Source organism: Streptomyces sp. NPDC053673 (assembly GCF_055585225.1).
The window spans coordinates 1-23,786 of record NZ_JBVJKN010000046.1 but is presented as its reverse complement, the minus strand read 5'-3'; the positions used below and the strand labels follow the sequence as shown (position 1 = coordinate 23,786).

Here is a 23,786-nt window from a genome sequence, read left to right as displayed (position 1 = left end):
GCGGGGTCAGTCGCGGGACCGGGCGGCCAGCGCCGCGATCTCCCGCACCGTCGGGCAGTCCACCAGCGCCGTCACCGGGATCGACGCCGACAGAGCCGTACGCATCCGGGTGACGACCTGGATCGCGATCAGCGAATGACCGCCCAGCTCGAAGAAGTTGTCGAGCGCGCCGACCCGCTCCAGCCCCAGCGTGTCCGCCCAGATGCCCGCGACGGTCTCCTCGAGACCGGCCTCCGGCTCCTCGTACGGAGTCGCCAGCGCAGGACGCGGATGACGCTCACCCGCCTCCTCCGCCTCCCCGGACGCCGCCGGATCACCGGTGACCCACTGCCGCAGCCGCGGCTCCACGGGCCCGGTGGACACCACCACGTGGGCCGCCCGACCCGCCTGGCCGAGGATCCGCTCGAACACGTCGAGGCCCTCGGCGGGAGTCATCTCGTACGCGCGCACGGCCGGTCCGTGCCCCTCGACCCGCTCCTCCGATACGGCCCAGGTGTCCCAGTCCACCGTCGTCCAGCGGCCCGCCCCGCCCAGCCGCGCCGCACGCGCGTACGCATCCAGGGCGGCGTTGGCGGCCGCGTACGGGCCGAGGGCGATGCCGCCGAGCACGGTGGCCAGCGACGACAGGGTCACCCGTCGGCCGGCCGCCTGCTCGCCGAGCACGGACTGCAGCACATGGAAGCCGTGCACCTTGGCCCGGAAGTGGGCGTCGCACACCGCACGGTCCGACAGGTGCGCCAGGTCGAAGAAGTCCGGGTTCTGGACGCCGGCCCCATGGACCACCGCGTCGATCCCGCCGAAGGACTCCACCGCGGCCCGGACCACCTCGCGCATCCGCTCCTCGTCGGCGACGTCGGCGGACAGCGCCAGCACCTCGGCACCGCGCTCCTCCAGGTCCAGCACGCTCCGGATGTGCCGGGCCGTCCGGTCGCCCTCCGCCGCGCCGTCGAGGTACGCCCGCCACTCGTCGCGCGGCGGCAGCTCCGTACGGGCCGTGAGGACCAGACGGCAGCCGTAGGCGCTCGCCAGCCGCCGCGCCAGCAGCAGGCCGACGTCGCCCAGGCCGCCCGTGACGAGCACCGTGTCCCGCGGCCGGAACAGCGGTGCCTCCGGACCGGGCACCGGCAGCGGGCACGGCTCGTAGTTCCGCAGCCACAGCTCCGCGCCGCGAACCGCGACCGGCCCCTCGTGCGGCGCCAGCACGGCGGCCAGCACCTGCTCGGCATCCTCCTCGCCCGCCACGGAGTCGACGTCCACGTGCCGGCACGCCAGCAGCGGATTCTCCTGCGCCAGGCTCGGCGCGAGCGCGGCGAGCGCGGCATGCTCCGGATGGGTCAGGTCCGCCCCGACCACGCCCACGGCGCCGGAGGTGAGCAGCGTCAGCTCGGCCGACGCGGCGTGCGGGTCCTCCGCGAACGCGCGCGCAAGGGCGAGCGCCGAGCGGAACCCCCGGTCCAGCTCCGCGTCGAAGTGCGCCGCGCCCGCCCCCTCCGGAGAGGCCAGGCTGAACCCGTGCACGACCGTGCGGGGCGCGACGAACTGGGCGGCCAGCACCTCGGCCAGATCGTCCGGCTCGGCGGGCCGCACCGTGAAGTCGCCGTTGTCGTCCTGCCCGTACGCCTCCCCGGGCCGCACCGCGACGACCTCGGCACCGGCGAGCACCAGCCGGTTCACCAGCGCCTCGGCACGCGCCTCGGCGGCCAGCACCAGCCACGGCCCGGCCGCCCGCAGCCGCCCGTCCAGGTCCTCCACCGGCACCGGGCGGCGACGCCAGCCCGGCACGTACGTCCACCGGCTCGGATCGTCCACCCGCCCCTCCGGCTCGCGCTCCACCGGCCGGGGCGCCTCGCCCTTCACCCAGTAGCGTCGCCGCTGGAACGGGTACGTCGGCAGCTCGACCCTGCGGCCGCGGCCCCCGTGCTGCGCCGCCCAGTCGACCGGGGCCCCCGCCTGCCAGACCCGGGCCAGCACGGTCAGCAGCCAGTCGGCGGCCCCACCCGGTCCGGGCGCCACGACGACCTCGACAGCCTCGGCGACGGTGGAGTCCGCGGCGCCCAGGACGGGCACCCCGAGCCGCTCCAGCCCCTCCGCGAGCGCCGCCAGAGCGCCGTCCCGGCCGGCCGCGGCCCCCGGGTGGCCCTCGGGCCACCCGGGGGCCACCCGGGGGTGGCCCTCGGGCCGGGGGAGCAGCGCCGCGACGGCGCGGGACAGCTCGTCCCACCACACCTCGGGAACGCCGTCCCCGGCCGTCAGCCGCACCCCGGGCGCCCGGCGGCTCGTCTCGGCGTCGATCCACCGGCCGGGGTCGCGCAGCGCCGCCACGCCGTCCTCGTACCCGTCACAGACCACCGCCCGGCGCAGCGCGAAGTGACCGCGGGAGACCTGGAGCGTGAAGGCCACGTCCGCGAGGTCCTCGGCACGGTGCTCCGCCAGGTGCCGGGCGAGCCGCTCGGTCAGGGCGTCGAGCGCCTCCGGCGTCGCGGCGGAGAAGGCCAGCAGGTGTGGTCCGGGCCTCGCCGGGCGGACCGGGCGCACCGGCGCCTCCTCGAGCACCACGTGCGCGTTGGTGCCGCCGAGCCCGAACGAGCTGACCCCGGCCCGGCGCGGCGTCGGGCCCTCCGGCCAGGGCTGGTCCTCGGTCAGCACCGCGAATCGCTTCCCGGCCGCCGCGAGCGCCGGGTTGGGCGCCTCGAACCCCGGCATGGCGGGCAGGACCCCCTCCCGCAGGCAGAGCGCGGCCCGCATCAGCCCGGCCACGCCCGAGGCCCGGTCCAGGTGCCCGAGGCTCGGCTTGAGCGACCCCAGCACACAGGGCGAGTCCTGTTCGGCGTCGAACACCCGGTTCATCGCGGCCAGTTCGATGGAGTCCCCGAGCTGGGTGCCGGTGGCGTGGCACTCGACGTACCCGATGGAACCCGGCTCGACACCGGCGACGGCCAGGGCGGTCTCGATCACCGACGCTTGGCCGTCGACCCCCGGCGCCGTGTAACCGACGCGCTCCCGGCCGTCGTTGTTCACTGCCGACCCGAGGATCACGGCGTGGATCACATCACCGTCCTCGACGGCGTCCGCCATCCGCTTCAGCGCCACCACGCCGACGCCCGCCCCCATGACGGTGCCGTTCGCCGACGCGTCGAAGCTGCGTACCCGCCCGTCCGGGGACAGGATCCCGCCCTGCTCGTACAGGTAGCCGGACGGCTGCGGCAGCGGCAGGAACGCGCCGCCGGCGAGTGCCAGGTCGCACTCGTACGTCAACAGGCTCTGGGCGGCGAGGTGCACGGAGACCAGGGAGGTGGAGCAGAAGGTCTGCACCGTCATGCTGGGGCCGCGCAGCCCCAGCTTGTACGAGACCAGCGAGGCGAGCGAGTCGCGCTCGTTGCCGACGGCCAGCAGCAACCCGCCGCCCGGCTCCGTGGCCAGATGGGCCACGTTGTTCAGCATGTAGTCGGGGAACCCGCAGCCGGCGAACACGCCGACCTGCGCGGCGGGGGCCATGGGGGAGTAGCCTGCCCCTTCCAGAGCCTCCCACGCGCACTCCAGGAACAGCCGGTGCTGCGGCTCCATCGTCTCCGCCTCGCGCGGATTGAGGCCGAACACCGACGCGTCGAACAGGTCCAGCCCGTCCACGGAGCCGCCGACCCGCACGTAGCGCGGATCGGCGAGCGTGCCCGGAGCGACGCCCGCCTCGGCCAGTTCCCCGTCGGTGACGGCCCGCAGGCCCGGAACCCCCCGGAGCAGGTTCCGCCACAGCCCGGCGACATCGGCCGCACCCGGAAAGCGCCCGGACATGCCGACGAGCGCCACCGCCGATTCGTACGTGTTCTCCGTCACGCTGACCTCCCGGTCGCATCTCGAACGTGTCGATGCAGCCGCCCGCCGTCACAGCAGGTGGCTGCGGCCCCATCCACGGGCCAGGCGATAGGTTGCGAACGTCCCGGCGGCGAGGCCGATCGCCAGACACACCAGGGCGGGTCGCAGCGTGCCGCCGAGGTCGCCCTCGATCGCGGCGCGCATCATGTCGAGGGCCCAGTAACCCGGCGACAGCGGGGCGATGGCCTGGGCCCACCCCGGCATCAGGCTCACCGGAGCGAGGGCGCCGCCGATCGAACTGACCGCCATCGCCCCCAGGTCGGACACCAGCCCCAGGTCACCGCGGCTGCGCACGACCGTCGCCAGTGCCGCACCGATGGCCAGCAGTGTGAAGCCCCAGACCGAGACGGCCAGGGCCAGGTAGCCGAAGTGCGCGGGGACCGGCAGCCCGATGATCAGGCAGCCGTAGACGAGCAGCACCAGCTGCTGGAATATCAGGATGATCAGCACCGGCACCGTCTTGCCCAGCAGCAGCTCGGTGCGGCCCGCCCTGCTCGACCGCATCTGGTCCCAGGTGCGCCACTCCCGTTCGACCAGGATGGAGTTGCCGACGATCGCCAGGGCGAACACCGAGAACATCACCAGGGGGCCGGTGACCGCCTGGAGCGTCCCGCCGTCCAGCGCCCGCACGTACAGCGGCTTGAACACCAGCATCAGCACCATCGGCAGGGCGATGTAGCTGATCAGCTGGCCCGGGTCGCGGAGCCTGAGGACGGTGTTGTGCCGGACCAGTATGCCGACACGGCGCAGGGAGTCAGTCATCGTTCACCGCCAGGGACCGGTAGAGGTCGTCGAGGGTCGGGTTGTGCACTTCGACGGACTCGACGGGCCGGTCCGTGCCCTTGAGCAGCTCCACGAGGGCGCCGCTCGGATCGGTGGTGGACAGCTGCACCTCCTCGTCTCCGAAGGAGACGCGCACCTGGCCCGGCAGGCCGTCGAGCAGTTCGGCGCTGCTGCCGCGAGCGATGATCCGGCCCTTCTTGGCCACCGCGATCGACGCCTGCAGCTCGCCGAGCTCGGTCAGGTAGTGCGTGGTGTAGATGACGGCGGCGCCGTCGGCCGCCCGCTGCTTCACCACGTCGAGCAGCGCCTGACGGGTGTCCGGGTCGGCACCCGCCGTCGGCTCGTCGAGCAGCAGCAGCGACGGCCGGTGGATGAGGGCGACGGCCGCCTGGGTACGGCGCTGCTGACCGCCCGAGAGCACCCCGACCGGCCGGTCGAGGAACCCGGTCAGGTGCAGAGCCGCGGCCAGGTCGTCGATCGTCGACCGCAGCAGGCCACGTCGCAGCCCCGCGAGTCCGCCGAACAGCCGCAGGTGCTCCCGCACGGTGACGGGTGGATAGAGCGCGATGTGCTGCGGGCAGACCCCGACCTGCGCGCGCGCCTTCGACGGCTCCTTGCCGTCGATGAGCACGGTCCCGGAATCGGGGCGCACCAGGCTGGACACGATCTCGATGAAGGTGCTCTTGCCGGCGCCATTGTGGCCGACCAGACCGACGATCTCTCCGGCGGCCACCCGCAGATCGAAGCCCGCGAGGGCCTGCACCTCGCCGTACCGCTTGGCAAGGTCGACGACTTCCAGCAACGTCCTGCTCCTCATTCTGTGAGAACTCGTCGGCCGGGATGGATCCCCCGGCCAATCTGGCATGCGGACAGCGGCCTCGGCCTGGGACTGCGGAGGCACGATGCGGACGTCATTCGATACGTCTCGGGCCGCGGACGGTGAGGGTCCTGCTACGGTCAGTCGAGGTCCTGGCGGGACGAGACCGAGCGGGGCCTCGGGATGCGCAGCGATGTGGTGCCACGCAGCCGCGCCGGCTGCGGAGGCGCCAGGTGCCGTACGGCCGCGACGTCCGGTGTGCCGCGTGAGACGTCCAGCGGCGACTGCCGCACGGCGCCTGCCCGGACCGGGGCCGGCTGCCGCAGGTCTCCCGGACGGCTCCCGCCCTGGCGGATCGGCGTCGCCCCGCCCACCTCGCACGCGTCCCACCGCTGACCGGCCTCGCCGATCGCCTGCTGGGTGAGCCGGCACCACGCGGCCTGGCCCTGCTGCTCGAAGACGCGCAGGGCGAGGTTGAGCCGGACCAGTGCCTGGTCGACGTTCCGCTCGCGAAGGTCCAGCGTGCCCAGGGAGTACAGGAGCACCGCCTCGCCCAGCCGGTCCTCCGCCTGCCGGACCGTCCTGAGGGCGTCGTTGTGGCTCGTGCGCCAGTCGTCGAAGCGGCACCGGGCACCGCTCAGCGCCGCCACCGCCAGGGCCAGGTTCCAGCTGTACTCCGGCGCGACGGCCCGCAGTTCGTGTCCAACGGCAGCCAGCAGACCGGTCCGCTCCTGCTCGTACCAGCTGTGCGGTTCGGTGAGGACGGCGTCGGCCAGCGGCCTGGGCAGCGGCCAGCGGGCCGCGTCGCCGAGCGGGATCCCGTCCTCGCCCCACTGTCTTCGCCGCGCCTCGTCAGTCAGATGGAGCCACGCGCCGCAGAGACGCTCCAGGGCCGCGGCGTGCTCGCCGGCCGACTCGGTATGGAGGGCCAGTCCTCGCGCGTAGACCCGGGCCAGGCCGTGCAGCCGGTACCGGGCGGCGGCGCCGGAGCCGCTCACCACGTCCACCAGCCGCGCGTCCACGAGGGATTCCAGGACGTCTGCGGCGTCCTCCGCATCGACGTCCAGCAGCGGGCCGGCCGTCCAGGCCGCGAAGTCCTCGGTGCCGATCAGGGTCAGCCGGGTCAGCAGACGCCTGCCCTGGTCGGTCAGGCCGGCGTACGAGGACCGCAGGACCGGCAGCACCGCGAGTCCCTGGTGGGTCAGCTCGTCCAGCCGGCCCTCCTCGTCCCGGAGCCTCGCGGTGATCTGGGCGAGTGTCCAGTGCGGGCGGGCGGTCAGCCGGGCGGCGACGATGTACAGGGCCAGCGGCAGCCCGCCGCACAGTTCGACCAGTTCCATCGCCTCGCTGGGCTCGGCGGCGACCCGGTGCCCGCCGATGACCGTCGACAGCAGCTCAACGCCCTCCCGGACGGTCAACGCGCCGAGTTCGAAGACGCTGCAGCCGGGCAGGGCGGCGATCCGCGCCCGGCTGGTGAGGATGAGCCGGCAGGTGGGTGTGCTGGGCAGCAGCCACCGCATCTGCGACTCGTCGGCGACGTTCTCGACCAGGACCAGCACCCGCCGGTCGGCGATGGCGCTGCGGTACAGCGCGGCCCGGCCGTCGAGGTCGTCGGGGATGGACCGGTCCGAGAACCCGAGCGCGTGCAGCAGCAGCTCCAGCACGGCCGAGATCTCCGACACGGTGTCGCCCCGGTCGGACACGGCCGCGTACAGCTGCCCGTCGGGGAAGTCGGGCGCCAGGTCGTGGGCGGCCTGCACGGCCACCGCCGACTTGCCCGCCCCGCGGCCCCCGGTGATCACGGCGACCTGGACGTCCTCCCCTACGCCCAGGTCCGCCGCACCGCCGCCGAGCCGCCCGCGCAGGGCATCGAGCAGTCCGGCGTGGCCGGTGAAGTGCGGCAGCCGCGGCGGCAGCATGCGCGGTACCGGCATGGCCACCCGGCTCGGTGCCGGCGCCACCGCGGGTGCCGACATCTCCGACTCCGCCGACCCGGTGAGGATCGCGTGCTCCAACTGCCGCAGTGACGTGCTGGGTTCCAGCCCCAGCTCGTCGATGAAGACCCGCCGTACATGGCGGTAGGCGGCGAGCGCCTCGGCCTGCCGGCCGGACCGGTACAGGGCCGTGATCAGTTGTCGGGCGAGCCGCTCGCGCAGAGGGTGTTCGGCGACCAGGGCCTTCGCCTCGCCGACCACCTCGTGGTGGCGGCCGAGCTGCAGCTCGACGTCGATGCACTCCTCCAGCGCCTCGATGCGCTGCTCCGCGACGCGCACCACGGCCGCCCGGACCAGGGCGGAGTCCACCCCGTGCAGCGGGTCCCCCTGCCACAGCGCCAGGGCCTCCCGAAAGGCGGCGCGGGCCTTCTCCGGCGACTGGGCGGCGGCCGCGGCACGGCCGTGCGCCACCCGCTCGGAGAACACCCGCAGGTCGAGCTCGCCCGGGCCGACCTCGACCGCGTATCCACGCCCCCGCGTCTGGATACGCTCGCCCAGACCGGCCTGCGACAGCGACCTGCGCAGTGCCGCCACGACCGTCTGCACCTGGGCCCGCGCCGTTGTCGGCGGCGCCACGTCCCAGACGGCGTTGATGAGCTTCTCCAGCGGCACCAGATGGTTGGCGTGGAGCAGGAGCGTGGCCAGCACGATCCGCTGCCGTGGTGCCGTGATCTGGACCGGCTGGGCGCCGCTCACCTCCAGGGACCCGAGGATCCGGAAGCGCGGTGCGCTCTCCGGCGCATCGGGTCTCCTTGCCGATTCACTCGCGTGGCTGGCCAACGCGACCCCTCCATTCGACAGCCTGCTGAGGCCGTGATCGCTGCACGAGGCAGGTGGCTCATACGAGAATCTCGGCCGGGGCGGGGTGGCCGAGGAACGCCGTCGGGCTGGCTGTGAGCCCGTAGGCCCCGGCCTGGAACACCGCGACGAGGTCGCCGATCTCCAGCCGGGGCAGCGTGACCCCGTCCCCCAGGAGATCGAGCGGCGTGCACAGACAGCCGACGACGCTGACCGTCTCGTCCGCCGGAGCGTCCGGGCGACCCGCTGCTGCGATCGGGTAGTTGCGGCGGATGACCTGGCCGAAGTTACCGGAGGCCGCCAGCTGGTGGTGCAGTCCGCCATCGACGACGAGGAACGTCTTGCCGCGGGACTCCTTGCGGTCGACGACCCGCGTCACGTACACGCCCGCCTCACCCACCAGGTAGCGGCCGAGTTCGATGACCACCCGGGCGTCCGGGAAGCGGGGGCGGATGAGCTCGTCCCTCAGCTCCGCGAGGTTCTCGCCGACGGGCCCGAGGTCCAGCGGCTGGTCCCGGGACGAGTACGGGATACCGAAGCCGCCACCGAGGTTGAGGTACGAGACCGGCACCGGCGAGGCGTCGGCCAGCCGGATCATCAGCTCGACGGTGCTGCGCTGGGCCTCGACGATGCTGTCGGCGCGCAGGTTCTGGGAACCGGCGAAGACGTGGAAGCCCTGGAAGTCCAGGTCGTCACCCGAGAGTTCGGCGAGAACGGCGGGAACGTTCTCCGCGTCGATCCCGAACTGCTGGGGGCCGCCGCCCAGGCGCATCCCGGAGCCCCGGAAGGCGAAGGGCGGATTGACCCGGAGCGCGACCCGGGGCCGCAGTGAGAGCTCCCCGCCCGCCCGCCGCACCCGCCGGAGCTCGTTGACGGACTCCAGTTCGATGGTGACACCGGCGGCGACCGCCCGCGTCAGCTCGTCGTCCGTCTTGCCGGGCCCGGCGAAGCTCACCCGGGACGCCTGCATGACCGTGTCGAGGGCGTGCCGCATCTCGCCCGCGGACGCCACGTCGAAGGAGTCCACCAGCCCGCTCATGTGGTGCAGCAGGGCCGGCATCGGATTGGCCTTCACGGCGTAGCTGAGGCTGATCCCCTCCGGCAGCGCGGCCCGGACGTCAGCGACCCGCTCGGTGACGAGAGCCCGGTCGTACGCGAAGAACGGCGTGGCGCCGACCCGGGCCGCCAGCCGGCCCACCGGGACGCCGCCCACCGCCAGCTGTCCGTCGGCCCGTCCGAAGAGCGCGGGACTAGTCCACTTCATCGTTCCACCTCCCGGCGCAGCGCGACCCGGTCGAACTTGCCGTTGGGCGACAGCGGGAGGGACGGCAGCACGACCGTCCGGCGCGGCAGCATGTACGGCGGCAGCTCCTGGGCCAGCGCCTTGCGCAGCACCTCCGGATCGCACCCGCCGGCGACGGCCAGCACGATGTGGTGGCCCAACTGCTCGTCCTCGATCCCGAGCGCCACCGCCTGATCGGCCAGCCCGGTGGCGTAGACGGCCTCCTCCACCTCGGCGGGACTGACCCGGTACCCGGACGTCTTGATCATGTCGTCCCCCCGGCCGACGAAGTACAGGAAGCCCTCCTCGTCCCGGCGCACCAGGTCGCCCGACCAGACGGCCGGCTCCGGCGGCAGCGCGGCGGGACCGCCCGGCACGGGACGGAAACGCTCCGCCGTGCGCTCGGGCGCGTTCCAGTAGCCGAGCGCCACCAGCGGCCCCCGGTGCACAAGTTCGCCCGTCTCGCCCGGCCCGCACTCCGACCCGTCGGGCCGGACCACGAGCACCTCCGCGTTCGGGACGGCCTTGCCGATCGAGTCCGGCCGGCGGTCCACCTCCTGCGGCGCCAGGTAGGTGGACCGGAACGCCTCCGTCAGGCCGTACATCAGGTACGGGGCGGCCTGCGGGAACAGCCCGCGCAGGGTGCCGAGGGTGCTCCGCGGCATCCGTCCGCCCGTGTTGGCGAAGTACCGCAGGCGGGCGGTGGCCTCCTCCGGCCACGTCTGCGCCGCCAGCTGCATCCACAGCGGGGGCACGCAGGTGAGCGCCGTGACCCGGTGCCGTGCGCACAGCCGCACGACCTCGCCCGGCACCAGGTAGTTGACCAGCACCAGGTGGGCGCCCGCGACGAGGCTCGTGGTGAGCTGGCTGAACCCCGCGTCGAAGCTGAGCGGCAGGACCGACAGCACCACGTCGTCGGCGGTGTGACCGAGGTACCCGGCCACGCTCTCGGCCCCCGCGATCAGGTTGCGGTGCGAGAGCACGACACCCTTCGGGCCGCCCGTGCTGCCGGAGGTGTAGAAGATCGCCGCGACGTCGCGGTCGGTGACCGGCGGCTCCTCCGCCGTCGCCCCTGCCTCCGCCCTGGCCCGCGCCGCGCATAGCCGGTGCCACGGCACGGTGCGCCGGCCGTCCCCGGAGACCTCCTCGGCGTCCTTCGGAGCGTTGGCGAGCACCACGTGCTCGACCGAACTGGCCTCGCCGAGGGCGCTGTTGACGGTGGCAAGCCGCTCGGTGGTGGTGATCACCGCGCGGGCCGCGCAATCGGCGACCACGTGCCTGAGATGACGCGCCTTGAAGAGCGGGTTGACCGGTACGAGGACCGCGCCGGCCCGGGACACCGCGAGGAGCGCGACGACCGTCTCGACGCGCTTCTCCATGTAGACGGCCACCCGGTCCCCGCGCCGGATCCCCAGTGCGCGCAGCCCCTCGGCGGCTGCCGCGACACCGAGCGCCAGTTCGCCGTAGGTGATCGTCTCCGACTTGAAGGTCACGGCCGGCCGGTTGGCGCGGCCGCCCGAGAGTAGCTGGTCGAGACGGATCGCGGAGGGAGCCCAGGGCAGGTCGGTGCCGAGGGGACTACTCATCGCCGGCCTGGCGCGGCGTGACGAGCTGCACCACCGTCGACCACAGCGACCCCACGGTCTCGAAGGTCTGCTCCGTGAGGAACTCGTCCGGCAGTTCGAGGCCGTAGGTCTCCTCGAGGTCGGTGAGGAGCTGGACCACGCCCATCGAGTCCAGGCCGAGGGCCGGGAGTTCGTCGGTGGCGGAGAGCGCCCGGCTCTCGGCGTAGGGCAGGTGAGGAAGAAGGACGTCCTGGAAGGACTCAGGTATGGCAAGTTCGGTCACGATGTTCACCCCCGCCCGACCCCCGGTGATCGCTCGGGCGTCGGATTGCTTGTCCTGGTTCAGCGACGGTTTTCCGCCGCTGAACCGACTTCACCACGGTGCTCTCTCGCGCTGCTGCTGGCTGACTATCACCGCTCGCGGGAGGCGTTCCCGCGTTGATCGTCCGCCGATAGCGGTGTGATGACCCCTCCTGTCAACCTGGAGGACCAGGGCGGGGGTTGACGATCGATGTCCCCCCGGCCTGAGCACTCTATACCGGGTCCTGGTCAGGTACCAGCGATCACCGAACGGGGGGAAAGAGTTGACAGTCAGCGAAGCCACGCCGGTGTCGGCGAGTAATCCGGCCATCGGCGATCCCGCCACTGCCGTCTACTGCTACGCGGCTCAAAGCGGCGAAATCTCGTCATTGGAGGGGGCAGCGACCGCGCTCGGTCTGCCGCTGCACGAGGTCTTCACGGCGGTGACCCGGCTGATGGAGCTGCGGTTGCTCCGGACCGACGGCACGGGCGGCAGCCGGCTGGTGCCGGTGGACGCCGAGTACGCGGCCAGTCAGCTCGTCTCGCCGATCGAGCGGGCCATCTACGAGCACCGCGAGCGCCTCGACCGGCTGCGCGACAGCATCGCGGCCGTGACCCGGGCCCCGGGCCGGAGCGGGGAGCCGGTCGGCGCCATCGCGCGGGTCGAGGGGCCCGCCCAGATCCGGGGACTGCTGAAGCTCGCCGCGGATGTGTGCCGGGAGGAGGTCGTGGTCCTGCGGGGGAGCCACGGCGACGAGGAGACCGTCGACGAACTGTTGGAAGCCTGTTACAGCGTGCTCAACCGGGAGATCTCGGTCCGAGTCATCTGTCCGCACCGGAACCGGGCTTCCTTCGCGACGCGGGCGAAGGCCAGACGACTGGTCGAAGGCGGCGCGCAGATCCGCACGATCAGCCAGGTGCCGCAGGCCGGCGTGGTGTTCGACCGGTCGATGGCGGTGGTTCTGGACCTTTCGGAGGACGGCGCCGTGCCGCCGACCGCCCGCCGGGTCCGCGACGACGGCGTGGTCCGATTCCTCGTGGACCTCTTCGACCAACTGTGGGAAGGCGCATCGCAGTTCGAGGCGATCGAGCCCGGATACAGCGATGTCGTCGACGACCTCCACCAGTCCATCGCCCGGCTGATGGCCCAGGGATACACCGACGACGTCGTGGCGCGCCGCCTCGGCATGTCGGTGCGCACCTGCCGTCGTCACATCGCCGCGATGCTGCGCGACCTCGACTCGGTGAGCCGCTTCCAGGCGGGGGTCCAAGCGGCCCACCGGTTCACCATCGAGGGAGCGCGGACCGCCTGAGCCCCCGGCTCGTCCGCTCCGGCTCATCCGCTCCGGCTCATCAGCTTCGCCAGTGCCCGCAGGGGGCGGGCACCGGCGAGCCGGCCCGCCGTGAGCCCCTGCCACCCCGCGGCGTGCAGCTCCTCGACCACCCGGGGGGCCCGCAGGGCGCGCCCGCCGGCGGTCGTGTAGCACTGGGCCGGATCGGCCCCGTCGAGCCCGTTCACCCGCGCCACGGCCGCGAACAGAGCGCGCTCCGCCTCGCTGTCCGTCTCCCCGGCTGTCTCCCCGGTGGCGAGTCCGTCGCCGGCCGAGGTCCGCCCGTCCGGGAGCGTGATGCGGAACAGCGCCGGACAGCGCACCACCGGGTCGTCGTCCACCGCCCCGAGGACGTGCGCCCGCAGCGCCGCGGGCGTGACCGCGTCCGCGGCCTCGACGTCCGCGACCAGCACCCCGTCCTCCAGCCGCAGCCGGGCCGAGCGCACCCGGCCGTCCGCGGCGAGCAGCGCCTCCACAGCGTCCGGGTCCACCCGGTCGGGGCCGGTCCGCACCGTGCGGCGCACGGGCGGGGGCGGGAAGCCGAGCAGCCGCGCAGCCTCGCCGGCGCGCAGGTCCGCCGCCGGATCCTGGTGGTGCCGCAGGAGTTCGGCGTAGCCGCGGAGGAACCGCTCGACGGCGGCGGAGTCCATCACCTCGGCCATGGACCGCAGCGCGAGCGTGACGCCGTCCTGCCACTCGTACACGCGGAAGTACGTGTCGGACCCCGACCGTGCCCAGGCCGCGTGGTCCGTGGTCCAGGCGAAGCGGTCCCGCCGTGTTCCGCAGGAACGGGGCGCGTAGCTCAGGAAGTTGAGGTCCGAACCGAGCCGTATCCGCTGCCCCCGGCGGAACCCCTCCCGGGCGGTGAGCTCGACGATCTCGTCGTACGGGGCTCCGGCGTACGCCGTCGTCTCCCCGGCGCGCTCCGCGACCCGTCGGACCACCTCGGAGAAGACCGGGTCGTCGCCCAGGTCCACCAGCACGATCGCGGGCGAGAACATGCAGGCCATCACAGACATCGCCGGGCTGGTCTCGCGGTGGCTGGCGAACCACCGGTGCCCGACGCGGTCCAGGCCCGTGTACGCGGCCATGGTCACCGCGTAGGCGGCCAGGTGGACCGCCGACGGCCACACCCCCAGCCGTGCAGCGAGCTCATGGACGACGGAGAGCAGCCCCGGCGAGGTCAGCGAGGCGGCGTGGGCCTCATACGGGCCGTCCGCCGCCGGGACGCGCCGCAACGCGAACGGGTCGGCGGGCAGCTCGGCCAGCCGCCCCGCCCAGTGGCCCAGCGCGGCCTCCCGTACGGCGGACGGCACGCCGTCCTCCAGCCGGGCAAGGTCGGCCGGCTGGACGGCGACGGGGGCGAGCCGCGCCTGGCGGCGGGCGAGCGCCGCCGCCAGCAGGGCCTCGAACTCGGCGGTGAGTGCGTCGATGCTCCAGTTGTCGACGGCGATGTGATGGAGGACCAGGACGAGCCGCTTCACCACACCCGCCGTCGTCACCGCACAGGCGCGGATCGGCCAGTCGCGGGCGAGGTCGAAGTCCGCCGCGGCGAGCTCCTTGACCACCTCCGCCGGAGCGGGCGTGCCGTCGCGCTCCGTCGTGACCACGCGCAGCGGCAGGGGGCCGGGAGGGTGCACGCGCTGCTGCGGCCAGGGCGCAACACCGGAGTCGTACGTGGTGCGCAGCACCTCGTGCCGGCGCACCAGGTAGTTGAGGGCGGCCCGCAGGGTCGCCGGCGGGAGCCCCGGAGGGATGTCGTGCCCGAGGACGACATGGGTGTCCTGCCGGGCCTCCGGCGCCGACTGGTGGTGGCTCAGCCAGGCGTACCGCTGCCCCAGGCTGAGGCCGGCACTTTTCACAGCAGACACCCGATCCTCCCGATCGTCATTCGGCAAAGGTCGATGATTTCGCTCGCGGCAATAGCCCGGCAACGGCCTCCGGTGGCAGATTGTGGACGGTCGGAAGCTGACACCGGGCGGGACGCCGGCACCCGGGAACGAGCCTTGACACCCGTTTTCGATATCGGCGAGTCTCGGTGCGTCGGAAGTCGGGGCCTGCCTGGTCACGGCTTTTCTTCGCAATGACGGGGAGGGGGTGTTCGACATGGTGAAGGCTGCTGGCAAGGTCGCGGTCAAGGCCGCGGGCAAGGTCGCTGTCAAGGCTGCGGTCAAGGCCGCGGGCAAGGCCGCTGTCAAGGCTGCTGTCAAGGCCGCCTAAGTGGCTGGCCAATGACCGGCGGCATGACGTCGAGCTGGTGCCGCAGGCACGAGCGACGTCATGCCGCCGTCTCTCGTCAAGGTGAAAAGGGTGGGCTCATGGAACGCCATGAGATTGTCGAGCACGTTCGCATCACGCTCTCCGCAGTTCTCGACCAGGAGATTCCGGAACTCTCCTCGGATACGAGACTGCTCGAAGACTTCGATCTGAATTCGATGCGCTTCATCGAATTGCTGACGGCCCTGGAGGACACGCTGGGGGTCGAGGTCGACCCGGACTCCCTGGAACCCGAAGTCTTCCAGTCTGTCGATGCGTTCGTCGAATACGTCAGCAATCGGATTCCGCAGCCGGAAAACGGCGCATAAGAGTTTCCGTCGTCAGTGAGGAAGGACGCGATGGGGGAAATGATCGACGCCTGCGAGCGCACCGCCCACGCCGAGGGACTGGCCGCCGGCCTGGAACTGGCGCTGCGGGAGGCGGACATCACCACACCGCCGGGGCCGGTCGCCGCCCTCCCCTCGTCGCAGGTGCCCGCGGGCGCCACGCCCGTTCCCCACACCATCGCGGCCGGCGAGGGCATCTCCTTCGTCCGGCACCCGGGCGACGGCCCCGTCGACACCGCGCGCACCTTGCGGTTCGGCCGGTTCCTCGCCGCCGTACGGCTCGGCACCACCCGCCGCCTCACCGAACACGCCGTACGACACCTCGGCAGCCGCACCGTCGGCGGCGAACCGACCCTCGGCAGGCAACTGGTCCAGGGCACCCTCGCCGACCTGGCCACCGAGACCCAGGTGCTCCGCCACCGGCTCGCGGCCCCTGGGGACGACCCCGCCGACCTCGCCGATGTCCAGGACCGGCTCACCACACTCGACTGGGAAGCGGCGAAACTCCTCGGCGCCAGCGGCTACGTCCTCGGAGGCCCGGCGACCACCGCCTACGTCTCCCGGCTGGTCGCCAACTGCTGGACCCTCCGGGAGGGGACCCGATGACCGAACTGACCCCGAGGCTGCAGAAGCTGCGCGCACTCTGCCGCGAGGCGTCCACGGACCTGCGCGCCCGCGCCCTGGCCGTCGACACCGACCCCGCCGACATGGCCCCCCACGTGGACTCCGCGGCACTCGCCCTTGTCCGCAACGCCACCACCCCTGCCCGCTTCCGCGGCGAACCCGTCCCCTACCTCGGCCACGACGCGACCGCGACCTGCCTGGAACGCGTCGTCGCCACCGTCGAACTGGCCCGCGGCGACGCAGGCATGCTGGTGGCCAACCCCGGCCCCGCCCTGGCCGGGATCGTCGTCGACGCCCTCGGCAGCGAAGCACAGCAGGAGCTGTTCTACGACGCCATCTCCGACGGCCGCACCTGGACCTTCTTCGCGATGACCGAGGAGGAACGCGGCAGCGACGCCATCGCGCTCACCAGCCGCCTCGACAAGGACGCCGACGGCGGACACCTCCTCCACGGTGCCAAGCGCTACATCAGCAACGGCACCCGCGGCGGCATCGGCGTCGTCTTCGCCCGCACCGGCCCCTCACCGCTGTCCATCCGCGCCGCCGTCGTACGCCGCCCGTCACCCGGCCTCACCGGCCAGGTCCTCGACATGACCGGCCTGCGCGGGGCCCGCATCAGCGAACTCGCCTTCGACGCGGTGCCCGTCCCCGCCGAACACCTCCTCGGCAGCCACCTGCGGGCCTCCCGACGCGGACTGTGGGGAGCGAGCCGCGCCTTCAACGCCATGCGCGTCCAGATCGGCGCACTCGCCCTCGGCGTCGCCCACGCCGCCCACGACTACGTCCGCGAACACCGGCCCGGCACCACGGACACCGTCGTCACCGCCCGCCTCGACGCCGCCCGCGCGCTCCTCTACGCGGCCGCCGACGCCGTCGACCATGCCCCCGACGACCGGCGCTCCCCCTCCGTGGCCAAACTCCACGCCACCGACCTGGCCGTCCACCTCACCCACTGGGCCGCCGCCCGGCTCGGTCCCGGATCCCTCCTGGAGCACCCCTTGCTGGAGAAGTGGAGCCGCGACGTCCACGCCTTCGAGTTCATGGACGGCACCAGCAACATCCTGCGGCTCCACATCGCTTCCACCCCGGACCCCGCAGGAAGGAACAGGCCATGACACCGGCCACCATCCCGACCGAGGAGACGGCCGCACCGCCGGCCTGGACGGCCCGGCCCCTCACCGAGGCCGACCACGACGCGGTCCTCGCGTTCTTCACCGAACCGGACTTCCACTTCCGCACCGCCCAGCCCGACACCCGCTCCGAAGCGGAGGTCCTGGCCCTCACCGATGAGGACACCCGCGTCCTCCTGGCCGACGGCGTGCCCGTCGGACTGTGGGCCCTGGAGCCCTTGGGCAGCGAACACTTGGCACAGCTCCTGCTCCACCTCCGGCTCACCTCGTCCGCACCGCTCTCCTGGTGGCAGTCCGCCTTCGAAGAGGTGGTACGAGCCGTCCGCTGGCGGCACGAACTCGTCCGCCTCTCCCTGTGGATCGGCGAGTACGACGAACGCGGGCTGGCTTTCGCACGCTCGGCCGGCCTCACCGACGAGGGCGTCCTCACCCACGTCACGCTCCACGACGGCCGCCGGTACGGAACCTGCTTCTTCTCACGGATATGGGCGCCGACATCATGAAGTTCAGGGGATACCGGAGCAGCCACCGGCCGCTGCTCACCGGAACCTGGCTGCCGGGCGAACTGCTCGGCATCCCACTCGCGGACTGGCCGGCCCTCGCCGACCCCACCACGGTGCCCCCGCCCGGGGACGACTCCGAGGAACTCTGCGTGGTCCCGGACACCGGCTTCGTCCGCTACCACGACATCGACTGGGTGCACCGGCGGGCACGCCTGGAGATCGGATTGCGCCCGGACGCCGCCGACGCGGCCGCACCCCTGCTCAAGGCGGCCGTGGACCACGGCTTCGGCGTCCTGGGCCTGCGACGCCTGCACGGCTGGGTCACCCCCGTGACCCAGCCCCCGACCGACGTGCTGACCGGCGCCGGCTTCCGCAGGGAAGCCGTCGTGCCCAGCGCCACCTGGCTGGACGGCCGCCCCGCCGAACGGCAGATCTGGGGAGCGACCCGCCATGACTGACATCCGACCCGTCCCGGTCGCCGAAGCCGTGGCGGCCCTGCGCGCCGCAGGAGACCCGGCCCGCGGCTTCCTCGGCACCGACCCGGTCACCCAGAACGACACCCTCCTCGCCAAGGAACTGACCCGGACCGGCGCACAGCTCTTCCGGGTCGGCGACGCACTCGTCGGCTGCCTCACCAACCACGAACAGCCCCGGCAGGCGTACGTCGCCGCCACCTCGGCCGCCCCCGAGCCGCTCCGCGCCTTCCTCACGTTCCTCGACACCTACCAGCGGGTCACGACTTACGTCGCCCTGCTGCCCGTCGGGAACCCGACGCTGCCCGCGTTCGAAGAATGCGGCTTCACCCAGGTGGGAACCCTGAACGACCACTGCTTCCAGTCCGGCCGGTACCGGGACGTCCTGGTGTACTTCGCGAGCGTGGAGGTCGCATGTCGTCCGTGACGATCAGGCACTTCACGGAGGCGGACATCCCGCTCCGCAGCGAACTCCTCCGCGAATCCCGCTTCCAGGCCAACCTGACCGACTTCGCCGTGGTCACCGGCGACGATGCCCTCGAAGCCAACCAGCGCCACTGCATCGCCGAGGAACACCGCACCAAGCAGATCTACACCCTCTGCGGCCCCCGCGAACAGGTCGTCGGCTTCGCCTGGATCACCTCCATCGACTGGCGGGCCCAGGTCTGCGAGATCTCCTTCGGCATCCTGCCCCGGTACCGCGGTCTGTACGGCGCGGCCGCGGTCACCGCAGCGCACACCTACATCCGGCTGGAACTCAACATGCAGGTCACCATCAACCAGGTCCTCGAACACAACACGATGATGCACAGCGCCGAGGGACTCGCCGCCCAGCGCCAGGTTCGCACCCGGTACGACTCGTACACCGTGGGGGAGTGGCGCGCCTCCTGCTACTGGTCGGAGACCGAGGACGACGTCCGCGCTCACCTCCGCCAGGCCGAGGAACGCAGACGGCAACTGGCCGACCGGATCCGGACGATGACCCAGCCGGCCTCGTGACCGGAGCCCTCACCCCCGGCGGCTACCTGCGCCACCCCGCCCTCCACGGTGACACCCTCGTCTTCTGCTACGAGGACGAGCTGTGGCGGATGACGGCCCCCGCGGGCCCCGCCGCCCGGCTCACCGCCGGCGTGTGCGAAGCGAGCCACCCCCGACTCTCGGCCGACGGCCGCCACGTCGCTTTCATCGGCGCGAACGACGGGCCCGCCGAGGTGTACGTCATGCCGCTCACCGGCGGCCCCGCCCGCCGCCTCACCTACCAGGCCGCGGCCCGCTGCGCCGTCGTCGGCTGGCATCCGCACACCGGGGAGATCGTCTACGCCAGCACCGCCGAGCAGCCGCCCGGCTTCGGCTTCCGCCTCTTCGCCGTCCCCGCCACCGGCGGCCGCCCGCGCCTGCTCGACCACGGCCCCGCCAACGCCGCCGCCTTCGCACCCGACGGCGGCACCGTACTCGGTCGTGCCAACGCCGAACCGGCCCGCTGGAAGCGCTACCGGGGCGGCGCCGCCGGCGAACTCTGGATCGACCCCACCGGCAGCGGAAAGTTCCACGAGCTCGTCGAACTCCCCGGCAACCTCGGCTCACCCTGCTGGGTCGGCGACCGCGTCCACTTCATCAGCGACCACGAGGGCGTCGGCAATGTCTACTCCTGTGCCGCCGACGGCACCGGTCTGACCCGGCACACCGACCACCGGGACTACTACGCTCGCAACCTCTCCACCGACGGACGACGGCTCGTCTACCACGCCGGAGGCTCCCTCCACCTGCTGGACCCCACCACCGGCCGGCACGAGCCGATCGACGTCCGGCTGACCCCCTCGGGCACGCAGCACGCCCGACGGTTCGTCGCCGCCGCCGACTTCCTGGAAAGCGCCCGCCTCAGCCCGGACGGCTCCCGCACGGCCCTCGTCGCCCGCGGCAAGGTCGTCACCCTCGCCCACTGGAACGGCCCCGCCTACCCCTGCGGCGCCCCCGACGGAGTCCGCTACCGCCACGCCGCCTGGCTCGCCGACGGGCATCGCCTCGTCGCGGTCGCCGCCGACGAACGCCCCGAGGAACGCCTCGTCGTCCTCGCGGCCGGCGGCACCACGGACGGCCCCGCCACCGGCCCGGAGACCGAACTCCCCATCCACGGCGTCGGCCTCATCACCGAACTCGTCCCCGCCCCCACCGGCGGCCTCGTCGCCTTCGCCACCAACCGCCAGCAACTCTGGATCGTCGACACCGACGCCCCGACGCCCGAAGCCCGCCCGGTCGACAACAGCGAACACGAACGCATCGAAGACCTCGCCTGGTCCCCGGACGGACGCTGGCTCGCCTACACCTACCCCGACACACCGCGCACCTCCGCGATCCGGATCGCCGAGGCCGCGACCGGCCGTACCCACCCCGTCACCACGCCCGTGCTCCGGGACTGCATGCCCGCCTTCGATCCGGGCGGCCGCTACCTGTACTTCATCGGCCAGCGCGACCTGCGGCCCGAGTACGACCAGGTCAAGTTCGACGTCGGCTTCCCCTTCGGTGCCCGCCCCTACCTGGTCCCGCTCCGCGCCGACGACCTCCCGGCCTTCGTCCCCGGCCACGAGCCGGCCGGACAACCGTCCACCCGCGCCGGACACGTCACCGTCGACCTCGACGGAATCCAGCACCGCGCCGTCCCCCTGCCCGTCCCCGAAGGCCGCTACGCGGGTATCACCGGCCTGTACGACAAGGTCCTCCTGCTCTCCGTACCCGTGGCCGCCCCGGACGCCGACGCCCCCGAGACCACCCCGGACGGCACCGTCACCCACGTCGACCTCACCACCGGCGAGGTCACCGAGGAGTACCTCGGCCCCGTGGACGAACTCGCTGCCGACCCCGACAACGGGATCCTGCTGTACCGCTCCGGAAACCGGCTCAGAGTCCTCGACGCGGCCACCGCCCAGGAGACCGCCGTCGAACACGACGCACCCCACGAGCCACCCGGCCGCCGCAGCGGATGGATCGACCTCGACCGGATCAAGATCGCCCTCACCCCCGCCGCCGAATGGCACCAGATGTTCCGCGAGACCTGGCGCCTCCAGCGCGAGAATTTCTGGAACGCCGGCATGGACGGCGTCGACTGGCAGGCCGTCCACGACCGCTACCTGCCCCTCGTCGACCGCGTCGCCACCCGCGCCGAACTCTCCGACCTCCTCTGGGAGATGCAGGGCGAACTCGCCACCTCGCACGCCTACGAGAAGGGCGGTGACTACCTCCGCCCCGAAGACCACGCCCAGGGCTTCCTCGGCGTCGACTGGGACGACGACACCGACCCCGCTCAGGACACCGTCCCCGGCTGGCGCATCCGCCGCATCCTGCGCGGGGACCCCTGGCACCGCGACGCTACCTCACCCTGCGGACGCCCCGGCCTCGACATCCGCCCAGGAGACCTCGTCACCGCCGTCAACGGCCTCCCCGTCGGCCCGGCCGGCCCCGGCGAACACCTCGTCGGACAGGCCGGCGCCGAAGTCGAACTCACCCTGCTCCGGTCCGCGGAACCACCCCGCCGGGTCGTCGTCCGCGCCATCGCTGACGAAGGCCGCGCCCGCTACCGCGACTGGGCCGAACGCAACCGCGCCTACGTCCGCACCGCCTCCCAGGGCCGGCTGGGCTACATCCACGTGCCCGAGATGTACAGCACCGGATACGCGGAGTTCATCCGCGCCTTCATCGCCGACCTCGACAGCGAGGGCCTCGTGGTCGACGTCCGGTTCAACACCGGCGGCCATGTCTCCCCCCTGATCCTCGACCGCCTCGCCCGCCGTAGGTCCGGCGTCGAACACGGTCGCTGGACCGGCGGCGCACCCTACCCGGCCGAATCCCCGAGCGGCTCCACCGTCGTCCTCGTCAACGAACAGACCGGCTCCGACGGCGAGATCTTCAGCCACCTCTTCCGCGCCCGCGGCCTCGGCCCGCTCATCGGGAACCGCACCTGGGGCGGCGTCATCGCCACCTGGCCACGCCACCCCCTGGTCGACGGCACCATCACCACCCAGCCCGAATTCCGCTACTACTTCCACGAGGTGGGCGACCGCCTGGAGAACCACGGCGTCACCCCGGACATCGAAGTCATCTACCCGCCCCAGAGCGCGACCACCGAAGAGGACCCCCAATTGGCCGCAGGAGTACGTCACTTGCTGTGGATGCTGGACGGGGGGACGGGCGGGCTGCGGTCGTGACGGGGGAACTGGACGCGGGTGAGGCCCCGGCGCCGCGGGCCGCGCCGCGGAGTCCGGTACCGGGGCACGGGGTCGCCGGGCCGGGGATACCCGCGCCCGGCGAGTGCCACCTCTGGTACGTACCCGTACGAGAGCGCCCCGACTGGCTGACCCTCCTGGACCAGGAGGAACGCGCATCCGCCGACCGCTTCGCCAGCGGTCCCGCACGCGACGTCTTCCTGACCTCCCGCGCGGCCCAGCGCCTCGTCGGCGCCCGCTACCTCGGACTGCCGCCGGGCGACGTCGTGGTCACGCGCGACTGCGTCCACTGCGGAGCCGCGACCCCCACTCCGCACGGCCGGCCACGCTTCGCGCACGACCCCCCGGCCCCGGTCGACTACTCCGTATCGCATACCGAGGAGCACCTGCTCATCGCCGTGACCGGACACGGAGTCGTCGGCGTCGACATCGAGAGCCGCACCTCCCTCAGGGACGTCGACGGCCTCGCCAGGACGACACTGGCGACGGCCGAGCAGACACACTTCGCGACGCTGCCGGCCCCCAACCGGACCCGCTGGTTCCTGACCGCGTGGACACGGAAGGAGGCGGCGATGAAGCTCACCGGCCTCGGACTGCGCGCCAGCCCCCGCCACCTCGACGTGAGCGGCCCACTGGTGTCCGCAGGACCGGTGACCGGCTGGCCGGACGCCCCTGTCCACCTGTACGACCTGCCGGCTCCGGAAGGCCACGCCGCAGCGCTCGCGTCGAGCGCTCCGGTGACCCGGGTGCGCACCTACGAACTACCGGAGGCCGCGGCCTCCGGCTTCACCGCAGAGGATTGACACCATGTCTGGAAACGACCCCAAGGTGATCGAGGCGCTCCGCACCTCCCTGAAGGAAACGGAGCGCCTGCGTAAGGAGAACCGGCAGCTCGCCAGCGCCTCCCGCGAGCCGATTGCGATTGTGGGGGTGGGGTGTCGTTATCCGGGTGGGGTGGTGTCGCCGGAGGGGTTGTGGGATCTGGTGGCGGGGGGCCGGGACGTGGTGTCGGGGTTCCCGGTGGACCGTGGCTGGGACGTGGAGGGTCTTTACCATCCTGACCCGGACCATGTGGGGACGAGTTATGCCCGGGAGGGTGGATTCCTCCATGACGCGGCGCTGTTCGATGCGGGGTTCTTCGGGGTCTCGCCGCGTGAGGCGGCCGCGATGGATCCGCAGCAGCGGCTGCTGCTGGAGGTGTCCTGGGAGGCGGTCGAGCGCGCGGGGCTCGATCCGCGGTCACTGCGCGGGTCCCGTACGGGTGTGTTCGCCGGTGTGATGTACCACGACTACGGCACCCGGCTGGGCGTGAGCGCGCCGGAGGGTTTCGAGGGTCTGATGCTCAACGGCAGTGCGGGCAGCGTCGCCTCGGGCCGTGTCTCCTATGTCCTGGGTCTGGAGGGCCCGGCGGTGACCGTGGACACGGCGTGCTCGTCGTCGCTGGTGGCCTTGCATATGGCGGTGCAGGCGCTGCGGCAGGGTGAGTGCTCCTTGGC

19 protein-coding genes are annotated in these 23,786 nt (G+C 72.7%); 11 read left to right on the top strand and 8 right to left on the bottom strand.

The features are described 5' to 3' along the window. Window positions 1-6 precede the first annotated feature (6 nt). The 7 genes from ACZ6ZQ_RS35255 to ACZ6ZQ_RS35225 all read right to left on the bottom strand — a co-directional run bounded on the left by ACZ6ZQ_RS35255 (window position 7) and on the right by ACZ6ZQ_RS35225 (window position 11,392). Window positions 7-3,831, bottom strand: coding sequence for an SDR family NAD(P)-dependent oxidoreductase (locus ACZ6ZQ_RS35255; protein WP_469772601.1), 3,825 nt, complete (start codon window positions 3,829-3,831; stop codon window positions 7-9). Window positions 3,832-3,879: 48 nt separating this feature from the next. Next, window positions 3,880-4,632, bottom strand: a complete 753-nt coding sequence (locus tag ACZ6ZQ_RS35250) for an ABC transporter permease (RefSeq protein WP_469772600.1) — start codon at window positions 4,630-4,632, stop codon at window positions 3,880-3,882. Then, window positions 4,625-5,455 carry an ABC transporter ATP-binding protein gene (locus ACZ6ZQ_RS35245; RefSeq protein ID WP_469772599.1) on the bottom strand — a complete coding sequence of 277 codons (831 nt, stop codon included), beginning with the start codon at window positions 5,453-5,455 and terminating at the stop codon, window positions 4,625-4,627. The genes ACZ6ZQ_RS35250 and ACZ6ZQ_RS35245 overlap by 8 nt, the downstream gene beginning before the upstream one ends. Window positions 5,456-5,610: 155 nt before the next feature. Then, entirely contained in the window at window positions 5,611-8,244 is a 2,634-nt protein-coding gene (locus ACZ6ZQ_RS35240) for an AfsR/SARP family transcriptional regulator (RefSeq protein ID WP_469772598.1), read from the bottom strand. 58 nt (window positions 8,245-8,302) lie between these two features. Continuing rightward, window positions 8,303-9,526 (bottom strand): pyridoxal-dependent decarboxylase, exosortase A system-associated, encoded by a 1,224-nt coding sequence (locus ACZ6ZQ_RS35235; RefSeq protein ID WP_469772597.1) that lies wholly within the window; start codon window positions 9,524-9,526, stop codon window positions 8,303-8,305. Continuing rightward, window positions 9,523-11,130: an acyl-CoA ligase (AMP-forming), exosortase A system-associated gene (locus ACZ6ZQ_RS35230; RefSeq protein ID WP_469772596.1), complete on the bottom strand. Its 1,608-nt coding sequence runs from the start codon at window positions 11,128-11,130 to the stop codon at window positions 9,523-9,525. The genes ACZ6ZQ_RS35235 and ACZ6ZQ_RS35230 overlap by 4 nt, the downstream gene beginning before the upstream one ends. Continuing rightward, the gene (locus ACZ6ZQ_RS35225) at window positions 11,123-11,392 is read right to left on the bottom strand and encodes a phosphopantetheine-binding protein (RefSeq protein ID WP_469772595.1); all 270 of its coding nucleotides are present in this window, start codon (window positions 11,390-11,392) and stop codon (window positions 11,123-11,125) included. Before ACZ6ZQ_RS35225 ends, ACZ6ZQ_RS35230 begins: the two co-directional genes overlap by 8 nt. 301 nt (window positions 11,393-11,693) lie before the next feature. Here ACZ6ZQ_RS35225 and ACZ6ZQ_RS35220 point away from each other — a divergent pair, with 301 nt between their 5' ends. Beyond that, a complete protein-coding gene (locus ACZ6ZQ_RS35220) occupies window positions 11,694-12,722 on the top strand; it encodes a hypothetical protein (protein WP_469772594.1) in 1,029 nt (342 codons plus the stop codon). A 23-nt stretch (window positions 12,723-12,745) separates the two neighbouring features. Here ACZ6ZQ_RS35220 and ACZ6ZQ_RS35215 read toward each other — a convergent pair whose 3' ends face one another. Then, window positions 12,746-14,611, bottom strand: a complete 1,866-nt coding sequence (locus ACZ6ZQ_RS35215; RefSeq protein ID WP_469772593.1) for a condensation domain-containing protein — start codon at window positions 14,609-14,611, stop codon at window positions 12,746-12,748. 447 nt (window positions 14,612-15,058) lie between these two features. On the opposite strand from ACZ6ZQ_RS35215, the gene ACZ6ZQ_RS35210 reads away from it, so the two are divergent. From ACZ6ZQ_RS35210 to ACZ6ZQ_RS35165, 10 genes are all read left to right on the top strand, one after another. Then, window positions 15,059-15,325, top strand: a complete 267-nt coding sequence (locus tag ACZ6ZQ_RS35210; RefSeq protein ID WP_469772592.1) for an acyl carrier protein — start codon at window positions 15,059-15,061, stop codon at window positions 15,323-15,325. A 30-nt stretch (window positions 15,326-15,355) separates the two neighbouring features. Then, window positions 15,356-15,949, top strand: a complete 594-nt coding sequence (locus tag ACZ6ZQ_RS35205; RefSeq protein WP_469772591.1) for an acyl-CoA dehydrogenase family protein — start codon at window positions 15,356-15,358, stop codon at window positions 15,947-15,949. Further along, window positions 15,946-17,082 (top strand): acyl-CoA dehydrogenase family protein, encoded by a 1,137-nt coding sequence (locus tag ACZ6ZQ_RS35200; RefSeq protein ID WP_469772590.1) that lies wholly within the window; start codon window positions 15,946-15,948, stop codon window positions 17,080-17,082. The genes ACZ6ZQ_RS35205 and ACZ6ZQ_RS35200 overlap by 4 nt, the downstream gene beginning before the upstream one ends. After that, complete coding sequence (locus ACZ6ZQ_RS35195) at window positions 17,079-17,600, top strand: GNAT family N-acetyltransferase (protein ID WP_469772589.1); 522 nt, start codon at window positions 17,079-17,081, stop codon at window positions 17,598-17,600. The genes ACZ6ZQ_RS35200 and ACZ6ZQ_RS35195 overlap by 4 nt, the downstream gene beginning before the upstream one ends. Further along, on the top strand, window positions 17,582-18,058 hold the full coding sequence (locus ACZ6ZQ_RS35190) for a GNAT family N-acetyltransferase (RefSeq protein ID WP_469772588.1): 477 nt from the start codon (window positions 17,582-17,584) through the stop codon (window positions 18,056-18,058). The genes ACZ6ZQ_RS35195 and ACZ6ZQ_RS35190 overlap by 19 nt, the downstream gene beginning before the upstream one ends. After that, on the top strand, window positions 18,051-18,500 hold the full coding sequence (locus tag ACZ6ZQ_RS35185; protein ID WP_469772587.1) for a hypothetical protein: 450 nt from the start codon (window positions 18,051-18,053) through the stop codon (window positions 18,498-18,500). Before ACZ6ZQ_RS35190 ends, ACZ6ZQ_RS35185 begins: the two co-directional genes overlap by 8 nt. Beyond that, entirely contained in the window at window positions 18,488-19,072 is a 585-nt protein-coding gene (locus tag ACZ6ZQ_RS35180; protein WP_469772586.1) for a GNAT family N-acetyltransferase, read from the top strand. Before ACZ6ZQ_RS35185 ends, ACZ6ZQ_RS35180 begins: the two co-directional genes overlap by 13 nt. Then, complete coding sequence (locus ACZ6ZQ_RS35175; RefSeq protein WP_469772585.1) at window positions 19,069-22,272, top strand: S41 family peptidase; 3,204 nt, start codon at window positions 19,069-19,071, stop codon at window positions 22,270-22,272. The genes ACZ6ZQ_RS35180 and ACZ6ZQ_RS35175 overlap by 4 nt, the downstream gene beginning before the upstream one ends. Beyond that, on the top strand, window positions 22,269-23,093 hold the full coding sequence (locus ACZ6ZQ_RS35170; protein WP_469772584.1) for a 4'-phosphopantetheinyl transferase family protein: 825 nt from the start codon (window positions 22,269-22,271) through the stop codon (window positions 23,091-23,093). Before ACZ6ZQ_RS35175 ends, ACZ6ZQ_RS35170 begins: the two co-directional genes overlap by 4 nt. A 4-nt stretch (window positions 23,094-23,097) precedes the next feature. Continuing rightward, the coding region (locus tag ACZ6ZQ_RS35165) for a beta-ketoacyl synthase N-terminal-like domain-containing protein (protein ID WP_469772583.1) at window positions 23,098-23,786 on the top strand (689 nt) is incomplete at its 3' end.

Coding starts and splice junctions, on each gene's coding strand:
- ACZ6ZQ_RS35210 (WP_469772592.1), top strand. CDS start 15,059: ATGGAACGCCATGAGATTGTCGAGCACGTTCGCATCACGCTCTCCGCA.
- ACZ6ZQ_RS35180 (WP_469772586.1), top strand. CDS start 18,488: ATGTCGTCCGTGACGATCAGGCACTTCACGGAGGCGGACATCCCGCTC.
- ACZ6ZQ_RS35190 (WP_469772588.1), top strand. CDS start 17,582: ATGGGCGCCGACATCATGAAGTTCAGGGGATACCGGAGCAGCCACCGG.
- ACZ6ZQ_RS35195 (WP_469772589.1), top strand. CDS start 17,079: ATGACACCGGCCACCATCCCGACCGAGGAGACGGCCGCACCGCCGGCC.
- ACZ6ZQ_RS35230 (WP_469772596.1), bottom strand. CDS start 11,130: ATGAGTAGTCCCCTCGGCACCGACCTGCCCTGGGCTCCCTCCGCGATC.
- ACZ6ZQ_RS35250 (WP_469772600.1), bottom strand. CDS start 4,632: ATGACTGACTCCCTGCGCCGTGTCGGCATACTGGTCCGGCACAACACC.
- ACZ6ZQ_RS35235 (WP_469772597.1), bottom strand. CDS start 9,526: ATGAAGTGGACTAGTCCCGCGCTCTTCGGACGGGCCGACGGACAGCTG.
- ACZ6ZQ_RS35185 (WP_469772587.1), top strand. CDS start 18,051: ATGACTGACATCCGACCCGTCCCGGTCGCCGAAGCCGTGGCGGCCCTG.
- ACZ6ZQ_RS35205 (WP_469772591.1), top strand. CDS start 15,356: ATGGGGGAAATGATCGACGCCTGCGAGCGCACCGCCCACGCCGAGGGA.
- ACZ6ZQ_RS35200 (WP_469772590.1), top strand. CDS start 15,946: ATGACCGAACTGACCCCGAGGCTGCAGAAGCTGCGCGCACTCTGCCGC.